The 16,258-nt window shown below is 41.5% G+C and carries 14 protein-coding genes and 3 pseudogenes; 3 read left to right on the forward strand and 14 right to left on the reverse strand.

What is annotated here, in order from left to right; genetic code table 11:
- A pseudogene (locus M1L23_RS05700) lies at positions 1-565 on the reverse strand (transposase); the annotation flags it as partial.
- Between the two features lie 578 nt (positions 566-1,143).
- Here M1L23_RS05700 and M1L23_RS05705 point away from each other — a divergent pair.
- Together M1L23_RS05705 and M1L23_RS05710 are read left to right on the forward strand one after the other, a co-directional pair.
- Complete coding sequence (locus tag M1L23_RS05705; protein WP_252626205.1) at positions 1,144-2,241, forward strand: DNA methyltransferase; 1,098 nt, start codon at positions 1,144-1,146, stop codon at positions 2,239-2,241.
- Positions 2,242-2,254: 13 nt separating this feature from the next.
- The gene (locus tag M1L23_RS05710; RefSeq protein ID WP_252626207.1) at positions 2,255-3,076 is read left to right on the forward strand and encodes a DNA-methyltransferase; all 822 of its coding nucleotides are present in this window, start codon (positions 2,255-2,257) and stop codon (positions 3,074-3,076) included.
- A gap of 37 nt (positions 3,077-3,113) precedes the next feature.
- Here the strand turns inward: M1L23_RS05710 and M1L23_RS05715 are convergent, their stop codons facing one another.
- From M1L23_RS05715 to M1L23_RS05745, 7 genes and pseudogenes are all read right to left on the reverse strand, one after another.
- Positions 3,114-3,755: a hypothetical protein gene (locus tag M1L23_RS05715; RefSeq protein WP_252626208.1), complete on the reverse strand. Its 642-nt coding sequence runs from the start codon at positions 3,753-3,755 to the stop codon at positions 3,114-3,116.
- Entirely contained in the window at positions 3,752-5,440 is a 1,689-nt protein-coding gene (locus M1L23_RS05720) for a hypothetical protein (RefSeq protein WP_252626210.1), read from the reverse strand. Before M1L23_RS05720 ends, M1L23_RS05715 begins: the two co-directional genes overlap by 4 nt.
- A 137-nt stretch (positions 5,441-5,577) precedes the next feature.
- A pseudogene (locus tag M1L23_RS05725) lies at positions 5,578-6,518 on the reverse strand (IS3 family transposase); the annotation flags it as partial.
- A gap of 142 nt (positions 6,519-6,660) precedes the next feature.
- Positions 6,661-7,518 (reverse strand): annotated as a pseudogene (locus tag M1L23_RS05730) (DUF927 domain-containing protein); the annotation flags it as partial.
- Positions 7,505-7,762 carry a helix-turn-helix transcriptional regulator gene (locus M1L23_RS05735; protein WP_252626213.1) on the reverse strand — a complete coding sequence of 86 codons (258 nt, stop codon included), beginning with the start codon at positions 7,760-7,762 and terminating at the stop codon, positions 7,505-7,507. The gene M1L23_RS05735 and the pseudogene M1L23_RS05730, both read right to left, overlap by 14 nt.
- Before the next feature lie 359 nt (positions 7,763-8,121).
- Positions 8,122-9,372, reverse strand: a complete 1,251-nt coding sequence (locus tag M1L23_RS05740; protein WP_252626215.1) for a type II toxin-antitoxin system HipA family toxin — start codon at positions 9,370-9,372, stop codon at positions 8,122-8,124.
- A complete protein-coding gene (locus M1L23_RS05745) occupies positions 9,369-9,674 on the reverse strand; it encodes a helix-turn-helix domain-containing protein (RefSeq protein WP_039422731.1) in 306 nt (101 codons plus the stop codon). Before M1L23_RS05745 ends, M1L23_RS05740 begins: the two co-directional genes overlap by 4 nt.
- A 318-nt stretch (positions 9,675-9,992) precedes the next feature.
- Here M1L23_RS05745 and M1L23_RS05750 point away from each other — a divergent pair, with 318 nt between their 5' ends.
- On the forward strand, positions 9,993-11,306 hold the full coding sequence (locus M1L23_RS05750; protein WP_252626217.1) for an ATP-binding protein: 1,314 nt from the start codon (positions 9,993-9,995) through the stop codon (positions 11,304-11,306).
- Positions 11,307-11,449: 143 nt separating this feature from the next.
- Here the strand turns inward: M1L23_RS05750 and M1L23_RS05755 are convergent, their stop codons facing one another.
- The 6 genes from M1L23_RS05755 to M1L23_RS05780 form a co-directional block, all read right to left on the reverse strand.
- A complete protein-coding gene (locus M1L23_RS05755) occupies positions 11,450-12,568 on the reverse strand; it encodes a hypothetical protein (protein ID WP_252626219.1) in 1,119 nt (372 codons plus the stop codon).
- 10 nt (positions 12,569-12,578) lie between these two features.
- Positions 12,579-13,583 (reverse strand): YecA family protein, encoded by a 1,005-nt coding sequence (locus M1L23_RS05760; protein WP_252626220.1) that lies wholly within the window; start codon positions 13,581-13,583, stop codon positions 12,579-12,581.
- A gap of 12 nt (positions 13,584-13,595) precedes the next feature.
- The gene (locus tag M1L23_RS05765) at positions 13,596-14,951 is read right to left on the reverse strand and encodes a type II toxin-antitoxin system HipA family toxin (RefSeq protein WP_252626222.1); all 1,356 of its coding nucleotides are present in this window, start codon (positions 14,949-14,951) and stop codon (positions 13,596-13,598) included.
- A complete protein-coding gene (locus M1L23_RS05770; protein ID WP_000673265.1) occupies positions 14,941-15,231 on the reverse strand; it encodes a helix-turn-helix domain-containing protein in 291 nt (96 codons plus the stop codon). The genes M1L23_RS05765 and M1L23_RS05770 overlap by 11 nt, the downstream gene beginning before the upstream one ends.
- A gap of 294 nt (positions 15,232-15,525) precedes the next feature.
- A complete protein-coding gene (locus tag M1L23_RS05775) occupies positions 15,526-15,984 on the reverse strand; it encodes a YgjP-like metallopeptidase domain-containing protein (protein WP_252626223.1) in 459 nt (152 codons plus the stop codon).
- Positions 15,985-16,072: 88 nt separating this feature from the next.
- On the reverse strand, positions 16,073-16,255 hold the full coding sequence (locus tag M1L23_RS05780; RefSeq protein WP_252626225.1) for a hypothetical protein: 183 nt from the start codon (positions 16,253-16,255) through the stop codon (positions 16,073-16,075).
- Positions 16,256-16,258: the final 3 nt, after the last annotated feature.

The raw sequence follows: 16,258 nt of genomic DNA on the forward strand, positions 1-16,258 counted from the left end.
AAGTCCACATCAATGCATAAGCCTTCGCGATTGTAGTCATCAATCACGTTAAACGTTCGGATGCCTCGACCATCCTGTAATGCGTCGGACATAAAATCCATTGACCAGACCTGGTTGATGGCCATCGATACGCTGAGTGCATCAGGTTTATCGCGTTTAATCCGGCGCTTGGGCTTAATCCTTAAGTTAAGCTCTAACTCTCGGTAAATCCGATAGACACGTTTGTGGTTCCATTCAAACTGTTTCACATTGCACAGGAAGTCAAAGCACAGGCCGAATCCCCAGCCTTTTTGTTCGACGACCTTCTGCGCCATCTCTTTGCGTAAAGATGGCTTTACCACTTTCCCTCAAGTGCCTCCTGACGTATCTGGGACTTTAGGCATTCTTCGGCATACATCTTTTTGAGCCGACGGTTTTCATCTTCGAGTTCTTTTAGACGCTTGATCATCGCAGTATCCATGCCACCATATTTTGCACGCCATTTGTAAAATGTGGCGCTGCTAATGCCGTGTTCTCGGCACAGGTCAGGCACTNGTACAGTCGATTTAAATAAAGTCTCAAGCAGCCTAGCACGAAAGAAATTGACTGTGTACGAGTGCCCGTAGGAAGTTTTATGAGCCACTCTAAGCAAATGAGCGCGACATCATTTGCTTAGAGTGGCTCAGATACAGTAAAAGCACTGGATCACAGCCTTAGCGCTAGGATGCGCTGATGCGCTACTTAGAGGGTGATCGTGTACTCATTGATAATAACTATATCGAATGACAGATCAGACCACTGGCCCTAGAGCGTAAGGACTGGCTGTTCGTTGGTTCAGTAGGTGCTTGCAAAGGGCTTATACGCCAATCTACCAAACTCAATGCAATCCCCCACTGGTGCTACCTCAGAGACGTACTGAAACTGTTACCTGCCCAGCCTAACAATCGTTTTAATGAGCCCTTATCTTACTGCAAGCAGCCGTCACAATAAGAAAGAGTAAAAGTAAAACAATGGAGCCTACAAAAAGAGGGCGTTAAGGTATGTTCACAGTAATCTTACTCTTTTTAAATTGAGAGGTTAAAAGCTATTTTCAGGAAGATAGATTGAGTAGTGTTGATAACTTTTGAATAGTATTGTACACTACAGAAAACATGAGGAAGAGTAATGAAAAACAAAGAGTTATTGAGTACGAGAGAAGCTGCTAATTATATAGGTGTTAGCATGTCAACTGTTTATAGAATGGTAGAAAATAAAACTTTAAATCCCTCAAAGACACCTGGTGGTCACAGAAGATTTTCAATAAAAATGTTGGATGAGTTTAAAAAAAATAGTAAAGAAATCAAAGCGCCACAAGATCCATCATCTTATAAAAATCCTGAAAATTTAGGTAGAGAAAATAGAGTGGAAAGTAAAAAGGAAGTTGATAAAAGAAATAAACTAAATGACTTAACAGGAACTGAATGGCTACCAGCTACAAAAAGTTATTTTTATCAGAAGGGTTTGGGTGCAAGCCATCCTCATGCCAAAATAGAAAGACAGCATCCAGCGCCATTTTCGTTTCAAGATATAGAAAGTTTGATTTTATTTTTCACAAAAAAAGGTATGCAGGTTTTAGACCCCTTTGGAGGGGTAGGTTCTACAGCTAAAGCTTGTGCTTTAAATGAAAGAGTTTGTACTAGTATCGAGTTACAACAAAAATGGAGTGATTTAGCGATTGAGAGATTAGAAACAGAAGTAGGACCAAGTTCTTCCTCGAATCATAAATTTATTGTTGGGGACTCTAGAGAGGTATTGAAAACTTTGGATACGAACTCGATGGATTTTATGGTTACTAGTCCGCCTTACTGGATGATTCTAAATAAAAAGGCTGACCATAAAGTAAAGAAAGAAAGAGTTGAAAACAATTTGGCAACTAACTATTCAGAGGATGATGAGTCTGATATAGCAAATATAACGAGCTATGAAGATTTTCTAGGTATCTTAGTTGATGATTTTTTTATGGAATGTGCAAGAATAATTAAAGAAAAAAAATACATGTGTTTAGTCGTTTCTGATTTCAGGCATAAGTCTGATTATTTTAGTTTTCATAGCGATCTTATTCATATGCTTAACAAAAGAAAAATAGTTGGCGGCGGCACTTTGAAATTACAAGGAACGAAAATTCTAATACAGAATCATAAAAGCTTATTGCCGTACGGTTATCCTTTTGCTTATGTGGAAAATATACATCATCAATACGTTTTGATTTTTAGAAAAGATTAAATGAGGATTTATAGTGTTTGATTTTAATAAAAGCTATGTGGGTGATAGCGATAAAATTCTAGAGGAAATGACTAAATCAGGATTGAAATTTGATTTAATTCTTACTGATCCTCCTTATAATTTAAATAAAGATTTCGGAAATGATTCTGATTCTTTAAGCAAGGAAGAGTTTTTATTTATAAATGAAGATAGAATAAAAAAATGTCGAGATTTACTGTCTCCTCATGGCAGTCTTATTTGGTTTGGTATTCATAAGTATATAGGATATTTACAAGTAATGATGTATGAGTCAGGGTTATTCTATAGACAAATGAATATTTGGCATTATGAAAATGGGTTTTCTAGAAGTAAAAAAAACCCAGCAACTCAATATGAGCCTTTCCTATGGTTTTCAAAGTCGAACAAAAAGTGGACATATAATGCTGATGATGTAAGAGTTCCGTATAAAAGTACAGAGAGATTAAAAAGCCCAGTTTATTATAAGGATAGACATGGAAATAGGAGGGTTTGGGAGCCAAATCCGAATGGAGCCTTAAGAGGAGATATATGGAGTTACCCAACTTTGTCAGGAAAGGCTTTCGAAAAAGAAAGAACTAGTCACCCAACTCAAAAACCTGAAAGCTTAATAACAGAAATTATTAAAGCTTTTTGTCCTAAAAATATAGATGGAAAATATGAGGGAACAATCTTAGATCCTTTTCATGGATCTGGTACGGTTGGTGTTTGTTGTGAAAAGTTAAATAAAGAAGGTAACTTGATTAAATGGATAGGAATTGAGCTAGAGGATAAATGGGTCAATATAGCGAATGAAAGAATAGAGAAGTTAAAAGTATAAGAAACAGGGTCAATGTAGATTGACCCTGTTTATATAGCTATTTAATAGGCTCTAAATAACCTAAGCCGTGCTCAGCAGAAATGTTGTTTTTATTAAAAATACTGATAGCAGTTTCCATTTTTTGGTTATCACTATCTAAATAATAATCATTAATCAAGTCTAAAGGAGTTTTACTCCAGTAGTGCAAAGCTATTGCTGAGAGACTAATAGTTTTAATTTCAATCCCTAAAACATTTTTAATATCGTATATAACGTTCCAGTAGTCTGTTCTTTTATTGGGTATATCCCAGAATATAACTAGAGGAATTATTGGTTTATCTGCTAATTGCCGTCTTGAAATAGCTACCGCATAGTTATCTAGAAGATTTCTTGGAGCGTCAAGTATAGAAATTGAAGGGATTTCTATTTCTGCTAGGGCATAATACTTATCAAAATTTAAAAAAGCGTCAAATCTTTCATTATTATCACCAACTCTAGGAAATCTAATCTTCCCACCAAGTTCTTGAAATAATTTATCTATTAGAAGGTTTTCAGCTCCAGAGGTTAGTTTAATCTCGGAGTATGAATTTATAAGATTATTAAATTTTTTAAGTATTGGCTTTTTATTATTTAAAAGATTATTAACAATGTTTTCAGAGCTGTCAATTATTTGAATTTCTGACGGTTTATATATTTTCAATTGAATTCAACCTTTCCTTTGTAATTGTCAAAATCTAAGATATCAAGGCTTTCATTGTTTTCATAACAGCGTATTACTGCAAGAGTCAGATCTTTCATATCAGCAATAGCAATATTAATCTTATAAGTATGATAAATATCATTTATAAGATGATATACATCAGATCTTTTGTTTGGTACTGTAAAACCTATAGCTATACTACATAAGCTATATGTAGTTGGATATGGTTTCCTAGAAAGTAATATTATTTTATTTTCAAGTGCTTGACGTATTGCTTTTACAGACAGCATAATTTCTTCAGTAGGAGATTTTACTTCTACAGGTATTGAATAATGATCGTCTTGTATTATTACATCGTATCTTAGATTGTTATTACCTGCGGGTGATGTAGTGGCTTTTCTATTAAAAATAAAGCTAAGCATATCTGCAACTAATGGATAAAAATCCGCTTGTTTCATGCTGGCAACATCTTTTAAAAAGTTATTAATAGATTTGTTTATATTCTTGGATTTTTCAAAGTGAGTCTTGTAAATTTTTTCTATAGTTGAAGTAGTATTTTTTTCTGATTTTAAATAGCTAATGGTTTTATTCGATTCATAGTATATAATTTCAATTTCCTCAATCTCAATGCTGCTCTCGATTTTTATTTCATTTGTTTTTATTATTTTATCTGGCATATATTTTAAAATTTCTTTACTTGAAAAGTATTGAAATGGTGAAAATAATATTTGATTCTTGTTACATTTTTCTTGAAGAATTGACTTTAATGAATCATATTTTTTAAGATCATCCTGAATATCAAAATCTGCATATTTAAGCATTAGTAATAATGAATAGTTTGATATTTCACTTATTAATGATTTATCATTTGGTAAATCACAGCCATATAAATTAATAGAGTTTTTTATTAGTTGATATTTTTTTTCCCCTTTATCTGTTAAAATAAGAAAGTCCGTTTTTTTTCCATAAATATTTATACTATCTTTCTTGAACCATTTGGAATAAACTAAAGATGAAATGACAAAGCGAGTTAGATTTCTAACTGAGTTGGTTTTCATTGATAACTCTTCGCTCAAATCTTGAATGGCATCATTTAATTTTTTTATATTTTTTGTTTTTCTTAATGATTTAATTAAATTCAATTTTTCGTTAATTTGTTTCTTAGATGATCCGTCTATTATATTCATTGGTCCTAAAAGAATTTCATCGCGATTAATTTTTCCATCTAAATCATAAGCAAATTTTAAAATGCTAACAAATGGTTTATTCTTATTCTTGAACTTTACATCTAAAATTAAGTTTGGATATGTGATTCCTAGTAAACACTGTTCAAATATGTCTTTTGCAGCCTCACCAGACATTGCTACATGCACGCCTAGATAAGAAAATGTAAAATTAAGAGCTACATCTTCTTTTGATTGTATCCAGCCGAGTAGTCTATATATTTCCGTATAGCTTTTTGCCTGCATTTTCATTGATTTTCTAGAATCATCCTTAATTTGATAAGATCTTCTTAAAGCTTCATCTCCAGTATACCCAGATGAACTTGCGAGTTTTTCTCTAGCGAAAAACTCAGCAATATTATCTAAATCAAAAAAATCAACATTAGAAAAATCAGAATACAAGCTTTTGAATACATTAATAATTACATCAATATTTGAGACAGGGTTTCTAATGCGAATCATTTATAATAAATCCTTACGTTTTTGTATTGTTTTCATAATATTAAGTAAAAAATCAATTTAAATAAGTAAAAATGATCGTAACCTTCCATTGGTAGTGTAATCCCCCCTTTTTAGCCAGTACTTATTCATAGAATAAATTAAAGGGAACAGATTAGTTGTGTTGGCGGAATACCGCCAATCGCTGTATTGGGTCTTTCATTGTTATAAAGCCATAACCATTCGGTGGCAAGGTGTTGAGCTTGCTCAACACTTTCAAACAGATGTAAATCCAACCATTCGTGGCGTGCGGTACGATTAAATCGTTCAATGTACGCATTCTGCGTGGGCTTGCCAGGTTGAATATATAGCATCGTAATATGGTGTTTTTCTGCCCATTGAACGAGCTCCTTTGAGATATTTTCAGGCCCATTATCACATCGAATCGCTGCAGGCTTTCCACGCCACTCAAATACTTGTTCGAGTACGCGAATGATACGCGCAGAGGGTAAAGAAACATCCACTTCGATGGCTAACGCCTCTCGGTTGTAATCATCCAGCACATTAAATGTGCGTAATTTCATGCCATCTTCTAAGCTATCAGACATAAAATCCATCGACCACACTTGATTTATCTTGCTTGGCACACTTAATGCATCCGGCTTATCGCGTGTTAAGCGACGACGCGGTTTAATGCGTAAATTGAGCTCTAGCTCACGGTAAATACGATACACACGCTTGTGATTCCAACGATAGCCTTTCACGTTGCGTAAATATAAAAAGCACAGTCCAAACCCCCAGCGTCGATGTGTTGTGGTCAAACGCAATAGCCAATCCGCAATCTGCGCATTAGCATCGCTGAGTTTAGGGCGGTAATAGTAACTGCTTTCGCTAATCCCCATCACCACACACGCAAAACGAATGCTGATGCCATAACGACTAATCGCTGCTTGCGCCATCTCCTTGCGTTGAGATGGCTTTACAACTTTCCCTCGAGTGCCTCCTGGCGGATTTCCGCCTTCAGTCGCTCTTCGGCATACATCTTTTTTAGACGCCTGTTTTCTTCCTCTAAGGCCTTTAAACGCTGCATTAATGAAGCATCCGGTGTCTTTCTCGCCACTCGCCGGCTCAATCTGTGTTATCACCGTGCTGCCCGCACGATAGTGATGCTCTACCGCACCATCGGGTAACGCCACGGCTCATAACCCGGGAATTGCCAACGGGTCGTCACTTGACCCTGTNACATCTCCCGCCTCTTTTGGATCAACTTCGCCCATTTCATCGAGCGCCAGCAAGGCATCGTTATGCGCTAATGCTGTGCCTTCTAAACCGTTGGACGTGGCACGCCAACTGTGGCGCAGCTGATTAGGTTCGCCCCACACCGATAACGCCGGATACAGCGCCGCGGTTTTACCGGTGCTGCTGGCACCGTAAAGGTGTAAACCAAAACCATCCACCCCGCATAAGTGCAACAAAGGCGCAGTCAGTGCAGCGCAGACACCAACAATTAATAACGGGTTATCCAGACAATAACGGCCTACGTGCTGCCGCCAACTGTCGCTACTGCCTTGTTGAATAAAGCCTTCTATCGGGTGCATGGTTTGCAGCACCATGCGCGGGTTGTTGCTGTGTTCGCTTGGGTAAAAGGTGAGGCGCGGATGCACATAAGCGTGATGATGCCAGCCAATGCAGTTCACGCTGATGGCCTTTTGCGTGGCCAGTTCGCCCATTTGTTGAATAAACAGCGAGAGCAACTGCCGCGCTTTGACACTGTTACTTAGCCGCATGCCTCGGCTGAGTAATATCCGGCGGTACTCGCTGCCGTCTCCGGCCAATAGTTCTGCTGGCATGGCCCAATAGCGATGGCGATTGTCATCGTCTAACCAGTGCAATAAATAGCCGTAGTTGTCCCCTTGCGGATCGCGGGTGCGTGCCGCTACTTGCAGCCAAGAGCAGATTTTAACAGGGCTATCTTGCCCTGCCGGTTGCATCACCAGCCAGTTTTGCGCGTTATAGGCAAAACCAGCCGGTAATGTTGGCACTTTGCTATCCATATCACTGGAAGGTAGTTGGTTTGATGCTGATGGTTTATCCACGGCCATAAGCAGCACCGATACGGCGGGTTTCAATCCACTGGTCGATATCGCTTTCTAACCAGCCCACTGCACGCGCACCAATACGAATGGATCGCGGAAATTCACCGTTGGCCCCTCTCTTTATATAAGAAGGGGCATAAATGGTGCTGCGGCCAAAGCCTGTTTTGGCCTTTACCTCGGGCAAGCGCAAAATCCGTTGCTGACGTGCTGGGTGTGTTGATGTGGTGGATAATTGTGTGGTTGGGTTCATTGTTTCTATCTTTTCCAAGATAAGCCTCACTGATCTGTTAAGTTCTCTTAGGAGTTTGTCCCCACTAGTATTAAAGAGTTAATCGGACGCAGTAGGCAGATAAATGCCCAGATCGTGCAGCTTTCTGAGGGTATAAGTAGCTAGCGGCCCCAGTTTGTAGATAGTGCCCAAAACAATAAATGCTCTGTGGGCAGGGTTAGAGTTTGGCTAAGTGGCGTGAATTAAGGCTTTGCCCGAACTGCCCCAGTTGCCCAACGGATGAGCGAAGTGTTAAAACACATGGAGTATGAGGCAAAGCATAAAGTGAAAATAAAACTTCTTTATCTGATTAAAAATAAAAATATAGTTTCACTGACTCATTAAACGTTAAACGCTGATTGTTTCATGGCTTGCTCGGCTCGGCTGATTCCTAGCCGCTTAGCAACGATTTGCCATTGCTTAACCGCCATTAATACTTCATCGTAAATTTGCGTGGCTTGGGTTTGCGAAAGTCGGAAGAAGTCTTTTACGTCAAAGGCTAATTGGTAGTCTAAAGTGTTGTCTGCATCGGTTATATTCAGATGCAGGCCATGCTTACCCACTATCGGGTTTAAATCATAAGCGGGTGATAACTTCCAGCCATTCTTTGTTAATAAAAACCCATGGTTACGCAGGTGATCATCCGTGTTGGACACCGCAATATTAAACACGATACGTCGCCATAACTGAGCTAAATCGGCTGTGGTTTGTGCACCAGAATTGGAAATAAATTCAGCAATCTCTAAGTAGCTGGCACCTTGAGATTGTTCACCATCATAGTATTGAAGCTGTGTCATAGCCGATGAAAAATGCAGCCGCTTTTCACCGTCGCGGTCAAACCGTTTGGTTAAAAAGGTATGGTGCTGTGACGAAAATTGCCTGATCTCACTTGGAAACATGTCAACACCTGCTGCCAACGCCAATTCATAACAGACCATCTCCCACGCCCCCACGTCATGGGTATCGTTTAAATTGGGAAACTTAGCAATCCACAAGTGGCCTTGTTCATCTGTGACACAAGCCTTGGGCCTTGCACCACCTAATGATGAACCTGGAGAAATCAACATTTTCAACCAGCGATAATACTCGTCACTGTCGATATTATCGTCTTTTTCAATCTGCATTGCTGCGTGCTCTAGCTCTCGCAAAGAAGCCATTGGCGGCGCAGCAAATTCAGAATTGACGTCCAAAAAAGCATTCGAGCCTGCTCGCTTAAATCGAATGCCACCCATCCGGTAAGAGTCGTGCACGCCCAACAAGTAATCCAATTCGTTTAATCGACTTGTTGCTCGAATGCCTTTGCGCGCTTCAATGGCTGCACGCCGCTGCATTAAAATACGTCCCCACCTATCAGGCGATGAATCGAGAAATGCACGAAAGTTTTTATCGGCTTCATCGTTGTAGAGTTCACCGGAGTGAAGCGTTAGGATTGGATCAATTTGCAAGCGATAGGCTGAGGTTAAAAATGCTTTATCGTAGGCAAAACTAAATACGCCACCTCGGCTTGAATCACTGTAAGCAAGCTGCCCAATTAGCAAAGGCGCCTCAATTGGCTGCCAGTCGGCATAGACTTCGACGATTTCACGGCTCATTTTGAACCTTCCAGCAATTTTATGTTTTGCAGCTTGATACCCACTTCATCATGAGCGGCCATTTCTGCAAAGTTGCTTTCCATACCAAGAACGGCCATCACTTTTAAGTAAGTGCCTATGGCAACGCCCGGATCACCGGCGAAGACTTTATTCACGGTTTTATGATCAAAACCAGTACGTTCACACAGTAGCTTTTTTGTAAAACCACGTCGTTTCATCGCCAACAGCAAGTCTTCACCAAACTGCGTCAGGATTTTGCGCTGCTTCGGAAACAGTACATTGTGTAAGTCACGCTTAGCCATATCACCAACCAAAGGGACTATATTCCCACTATTTAACCGTTAATGGGAATATAGTCCAACTTGGAATCCCAAGCAACTCCAACAGTTTACACATGGGACTATATTCCCACTTTACTCAATATAATTGGATTTATATCCCACCTTTAGGTTTAGCTTGCGCGTTGGCCAAGGCGATGATGTGGATCCCTGAATGCCAAAGGCCACCAAGCTACACTTTTCGGCGCATAAAAATGTAAAATATCACACTTTTCTGCGCATAAAAATGTGAACTAAGTTATACTACAGGCAGTTAACAGTCTTAATTGGCGGGAAATGACAATGCAGCGCAACTTACTCAACGCCCTAATAGCATGGAAAAATCAACCTGTGCGCAAGCCATTATTGATCGATGGCGCAAGACAAACAGGTAAAACCTATCTACTGCAAGAGTTGTTTGGGAATACCTTTGCCAACATCCTTCGTATCGACTTCCTTGAAAACCCAGCTTACAAAGAAGCGTTCGATGGCTCGTTGTCACCTGACGAGCTAGTAATGAACATTGAGTTGTTAACCAACCAAGCGTTTAATCCAGACACCGACTTGCTGATATTAGATGAAATTGGCGAATGTGAACGAGCCGTTACTTCGCTGAAGTATTTTGCCGAAAAAGCGCCGTCCTATTTTGTCGCAGCCAGCGGTTCTAACATTGGTTTGCTCAATACCTTCCCTGTGGGCAAGGTAGAACAATACAATTTACGACCACTGACCTTCCAAGAATTTATTTACGCATCCAACGAGCAAGCACTGATCAAAGCATTTGATAGTCAAGCAAGCACACCGGCGGTGCACACTAAATTGATGGATAAACTAACCGACTATTTTTTTACCGGTGGTATGCCGGAAGCCGTTTCTGCTTGGTATCAGTTTAAGGATTCAAGCATTCTAGAGCGTGTTGAAAAAGTCACAAAAATTCATGCCGATTTAGTTGAAGGTTATCGCCGCGATTTCGGTAAGTACGCGGGCAAGGTCGATGCCACACTGATTGAATCGGTGTTTAATAGCATTCCAGCCCAGCTATCACTTGTCAGCGATGAGTCAGTTAAACGCTTTAAATTTAAGCATGTGCATCAGCGTAAATCTCGTTATAGCGATTTTGAAACCGCGATCCATTGGCTTAACTGCTGCCGCTTAGCTTTGCCAAACTACCCTATTGAAGGATTACCGAAATCTCCGTTGGCGGCCTATAAAAAAGACAATATGGTTAAACTATTTCTGTTTGATGTGGGCCTGCTCAATCATATGCTGGGCAGCAGTTATAAAGAGATTAAGCAACAAAACTATGAATACAAAGGCTATGTGGCTGAAAACTTTGTGCAACAAGAGCTCACAGCTATTGGCGTTGACCCAAACTATTCATGGAATGACGCCCGCGCCGAAATCGAATTTATTTTGGCGACCGATGAAGGCGATATCATCCCTGTGGAAGTCAAAAGTGGTAAACGTACAAGAGCAAAATCGTTGGCATCCTACGTTGAAAAATGTACTCCAAATAAAACCTTTAAGTTAACGGGTACACAAGGCTCTTCAGCGTTAGAACAAACCAATATCGTGATGCCTTTGTATTTCACGCAGTATTTACCAGAGAGATGGTAAAGGCGCGTTGCTTAGACCCCGAGGACTACACAAAGTGACTTCATAGGTAACAATTTGTAGACCTTTGGTGGGCTTACAACCTTTCAACCAACCCTCAATCGGTTTTTTGCTAACGTCATTTGGCCAGCCTATCGCCTCATCGTTTAAAGCAAATCACTCAAGCGATTTAACAATGCTTTCCGGCTATTATTCGCTACTACAAAGCGCTTAAAGCGTTGTTCAAACGCCGCTTCATCCGCTTTGAACTGATAGGCCTCAAACAGCTGATGCAAATAGCGTGATGCCGCATCATAACCACTGGCGCAAGTTCGATCCGCTTGCTCTTGTGCTTGCTGCCAATAGTGCTCACGCTGATTGTAGATATCCATCAACGCTTTTTCTTTTTCCGCTTTTTCGATGGCTAGTTTTTTTGCGAGCGCTGCGGCTTGCTCTTGCTGTAATTGACTTTGCGCTTGCTCGATAAAAGGGGAAATCAGGTCGGGAGTTAACCAGTATTGATAGATTTCGTCTGTGTTGGCAGGTTCTTTTCGCGTCAGCGCTAAGGCTTGGTGTCGGGTTAGCTGGCCTTGCTCAAACAGCGTGCGTAAAAGCGTGTCTTTCTCTGCTTGCGAGAGATTATGGAGCCACGAATCAAACTGAAATTGGGTTTGTTTGGCTAGGTGACTGGGTTGCTCCTTCAGCACCATGGCCAGAGCCTTAACTAATGCTAAGGGAATATCATACAGCGCTGCAAACGCCTGCTCCTCTTCACTGAGGTGCTCAAAATCGAATTGAATTAACGGCACTCGCTCAACGTCATCATTAAAATCAAACATTTTGAGCCACATAAAGTACACAAGGCGCCAATCCCATTGCATTAACCCGCTGCGTAACCCAGCTAAATGCTGGAAAAATTCGTCGGCATGCTCATCGTCAAAATATTCGTCATACTCCTCAAGGGAAAAAATCAGCAACTGCCACTCATCGTTTTCGTGAATATGAAGCCCATCACTTGAAAAGCCAAGTAAAGCGTCAGGGAGCGTTCCTGCTGGTAGTTTAATGTAGGCATCGATTGAGCCCCAATCGGCATAGTAAAAACCGATATCAAAGTATTTTAACATCAGCTCAGAAGGTTCTGCCTTTAAGTCACTGTAGGTGTAATACACCTGAAAGGACGTAGCGCTGATCTCGGCACGGCTTGAAATGGCCCTGAGTGCTTGACGTGCTTTAGCATCTAAATACCCATCCAGACGCTCAAATTTATAGTATTGATATTCGCTCACGATGACCTTGCTATGTATTTATTGTGAATTGAAAAGTTTGTTTCAATAAAGGCAGTACCTGTACCGTCCTACCAACAGATTCCGTGTTTAAAAAACTTCTTGGATCAAGGGTCACAAATCCCCAAAACTGTAAAAATCGCTCAATAAACCGTGATTCGATGAGTATGCTTAAGTTTCTTTCCGGCGAGAAGTAATCATCTACTGGGAAACCCTGTAGTAAATCTGGGAAAGCCACTTTCACCTCTTCAACCAGCAGATCTACACTACTGTGGCTTTGAATACGCCACAGCATAAACAGCCAAAAGGTTCGCAAGTCGGCATCAAACTCAAAACCGTCCAAATAGCCCCAGTTATATTTGCTGATGGCGGCCTCTAACATAGGTTTAAAAAATGCTTGTATACCTAACACCTGATACTGCTTTTGCGCTGATTTTTTCACATGGTAGCGGCCGCTACGTCGATAAATAATACCGCTAATTTCGGCAAGCACTCGGGTGTAGTGCAAAGCATTAAACTTGTCTTCGTTGCTGCCCGCAAACTCGCTGATACTAATGTTACGTTCGAATTGAGCAACGGCAAATTCGGGCAATAACTCACTGGCCTGTTTGACTAATTTAGTCGGTAAGTTGCCTTTAGTTGTGGCTTTGAAGGAGCCTTCTTGCGCCATGGCATCATCAAGAATGAGCGCTAGATAACGCATCACAGGGCTGGCAGAAAGAGAGTCGGGAGTGCTGATTGTCACCCACTGTAATTGATCAAAAGGCGCATAAAGCCAATTGGCCATTTGCGTTGGCGTCACACCACAAAAATCGGGATGAGGCTGATTATTGCGATCTTGCACTTTGTGTTGCAATGCGGCATTGAGTTCATCAAGGCTCAAATTTGGGTTCATTGCCAGCATGGTTTCAACATCATCGAAAACTTGGGCATGTTGCTTGGAAACGCTGCTCATACAACAACGTTTAAATTTTTTACCACTGCCACAATGGCAAGGATCGTTTCGGCCGAGCTTCATTGTTGTCCCTTCTTATTGTTGTAGAAAAAGCGCTGCATTTTCCTGTTTGCGCTGATCCAATGTCTTAGCAATCGCAGACACGGTTGTTTTACTGATCCCTTGCTGCTGTGCCAGATACGTAAATTGGCTGATGGCTTCTGCGACTTCTTCAATGACTTGCCTTGCATCATGCCAATTCGCAAAGCCAGCACTGGTAGCAAGTTTTTGCATCACCTTAAGCGGTGGCGCTTTACCATAACCTCCGAACGCAGTGGCGTGTTCGTTGAATGGATGTGGGCTGTAGGTAACATCGTAAAAAGGGGCAGGATCCCATTGACCGTCATCCGCTTGCAAAAACGCCCAGTTTTTACTGTGGTCGTCTTGATTAGACGACAGCAGATTAAAAATGGCGCGGCGAAATTGCAGCTGTCCAGCCGCTGGCGATTTACACAACTGACGGCTGGCTTTAATTAAATCAATGTAATCTAAACTTGGCGTTCGAAAGTCTGCATCCAGCAGCCCGCAAGCGCTGTGCATATGCAATCGACCTGCACTGCGCTTTCTGCCTAAGTCGGCCTGTTCAGTGACATAATCAAAACGCTTAAGCGCCAACCAAGCAGACGCACCGCTTGTAGGTGGTGCTTCAATGAGTTGCCATTGCGGCGGTTGACACTTAGCAAGTTCTGCCATTTGTAAATAAACTGCCTCGCACAAACCTTCTTCATGCCCGAGCGCGAGATTTTTAGAAGTAAATTTAATCAGCCAAGCCTCATCTCCAAGCTGAGCGAAGGTTCGACAATACTGAGTTTCCCCAGCAGGCATATAAATTTGTGCCTTAGGCCTTGCCCCACCCGAACTACCTCCGGCGACTAATGCGGCCAACACCTGTTGAGTATGCCCATCTAACTCATCGTGATTATCATCCATATAATCTGACATCGAAGAATCGAACAGCGTTTGTGCTTCTAAGCCTAACGTCGCTAAATCAATATCCGCGTGCGTGGTGGCTGAAAACTCAGACACCGGAGAAAAAGACAATGCTCCCATGCCTTTATCACCGACAAAGGCCAGTCTATCCATCGCCGTTAATTGATTAGGTAGGATGCCCTTTTGCCGAAAAATACGATCTTGTAACAGCATGCCCCAGCCATCGGGTAAACAATCTCCAAATACGCCATGTACACCTTGGTGCGGCGCTTTAGGAGCGACTTGAACTTGCGCGTTCGCATGCAAGGTAAAAGGTGATAAGTTGCCAAACTGCTGCAAATAGCTGTCTGCATACTGGAAAAAAACGCCTTGCCGATTCTGCGCCAAGACCCCTACTGCAACCTGCTCACCTGAACTTAAGGTGCGAGTCACGGCGAGTTTTTGAATGGGTTTAAAACTCATCTTTTAGCACCTCATCAATACTAGAGGGCATAGTGACCCGTTCTTTGCTAGGTTGTGTGAGTTGATAGAGCCTCTCTAGCGAATCAAGGGTCTGCCATAGCAACAGCAATTGGCGAAATGAAATTTGCCCGGTCAGCTCAAATTTCTTAATGGTGGCCGCAGGTACGCAGCTTCGCTCAGCAAGCGCCGCTCGTGACAGCTTTGCCTGCTTTCGTAACTCACGTAAATAAGCCGCATAGGCGTGGCTTACATCGGTATCATCAAGTAAGGTAAATTTCATCCGCAAAGGCCAAATGGATACAGTCATATCCATTATAGCGAAATAAAACAGAAAGTGGATATTATTGTATCCATTATTAAATAAAGTGTTGAAAAAATTACTCGATAAAGCCCTTCAAAACTGCTATGTTTTAACTCTAACAGCAGCAAAAAAACGGCACTGTTTTTCCATTGCTAACCACTAAGATTTAGTAAAAGCCACAGGCAAGTGGTGGGCAGTTTGGTGGGCAAACAGGCATTTTTGAAAGATTTATTTTCGATAAACCATTGATTTTGTTAGTGTCTAACCCGCTACTCAATAAGCAGATCCCGAATATCGAGTAGGGCAGGCATGGCCTGCCACGCACCGAACGCCATGCAATGCATAGCCTACGTGAAATTTAACCCTGCTGAATTTTCTCGCAGCCACTCGCGCCACTAAGCGGCCATGTCGCAACTTCACCGGAGCGAATGGGCCGATTTCTACTTTTAAGCGGTAGTTCCTACCTAAGTATGGAAACGCTTCTCCTGACACGAACTCTTTGCTGCTAGGCGGTGCCATATCACGCTGTAGCGCTATTTTCTCACGAATCCATCGGCGTTTATTCAGCAGTAGTTGGTCAATTTTTTCAACGCTGGTGCTTACTGGTACCACAATAGATACGGCACCTTCTTCCACGCGTATATCTGCAGACTTGCGCCGATTGGTACGAATGACCTCGGCTATAAAACCATTACCATCGCGATACTCTGGGGTTTTGCCAACGGCCATCATGTTATGACCTCTTACCAAAGCGTGTTTGCGCCAGCTCCATAAAGCGGTCTTGCACCACGTTCACAATCGACTTATCGCTATAGGAACACTATAAAATGGCACGTTTAATTTCTTTCTTCATACGCTTTACTTCATCTGGTTTGTCAAAGAAGTCGATAATTTGAGTGGCTTCATCGAACATGCCTACTAAGTTTTGGCTGGTGGTTTTAACTTCGTCATGCACAGTGTAACCCACCGCGTCTTCTCCCGTATGCAGCGTTACCTCCGCCATAAG

The sequence above is a fragment of the Aliidiomarina quisquiliarum genome, assembly GCF_023922585.1.
GTDB lineage: Bacteria > Pseudomonadota > Gammaproteobacteria > Enterobacterales > Alteromonadaceae > Aliidiomarina > Aliidiomarina quisquiliarum.

Coding starts and splice junctions, on each gene's coding strand:
- M1L23_RS05780 (WP_252626225.1), bottom strand. CDS start 16,255: ATGGCGGAGGTAACGCTGCATACGGGAGAAGACGCGGTGGGTTACACT.
- M1L23_RS05745 (WP_039422731.1), bottom strand. CDS start 9,674: ATGGCTAAGCGTGACTTACACAATGTACTGTTTCCGAAGCAGCGCAAA.
- M1L23_RS05765 (WP_252626222.1), bottom strand. CDS start 14,951: ATGAGTTTTAAACCCATTCAAAAACTCGCCGTGACTCGCACCTTAAGT.
- M1L23_RS05770 (WP_000673265.1), bottom strand. CDS start 15,231: ATGAAATTTACCTTACTTGATGATACCGATGTAAGCCACGCCTATGCG.
- M1L23_RS05760 (WP_252626220.1), bottom strand. CDS start 13,583: ATGAAGCTCGGCCGAAACGATCCTTGCCATTGTGGCAGTGGTAAAAAA.
- M1L23_RS05735 (WP_252626213.1), bottom strand. CDS start 7,762: ATGAACCCAACCACACAATTATCCACCACATCAACACACCCAGCACGT.
- M1L23_RS05750 (WP_252626217.1), top strand. CDS start 9,993: ATGCAGCGCAACTTACTCAACGCCCTAATAGCATGGAAAAATCAACCT.
- M1L23_RS05705 (WP_252626205.1), top strand. CDS start 1,144: ATGAAAAACAAAGAGTTATTGAGTACGAGAGAAGCTGCTAATTATATA.
- M1L23_RS05740 (WP_252626215.1), bottom strand. CDS start 9,372: ATGAGCCGTGAAATCGTCGAAGTCTATGCCGACTGGCAGCCAATTGAG.
- M1L23_RS05720 (WP_252626210.1), bottom strand. CDS start 5,440: ATGATTCGCATTAGAAACCCTGTCTCAAATATTGATGTAATTATTAAT.
- M1L23_RS05775 (WP_252626223.1), bottom strand. CDS start 15,984: ATGATGGCCGTTGGCAAAACCCCAGAGTATCGCGATGGTAATGGTTTT.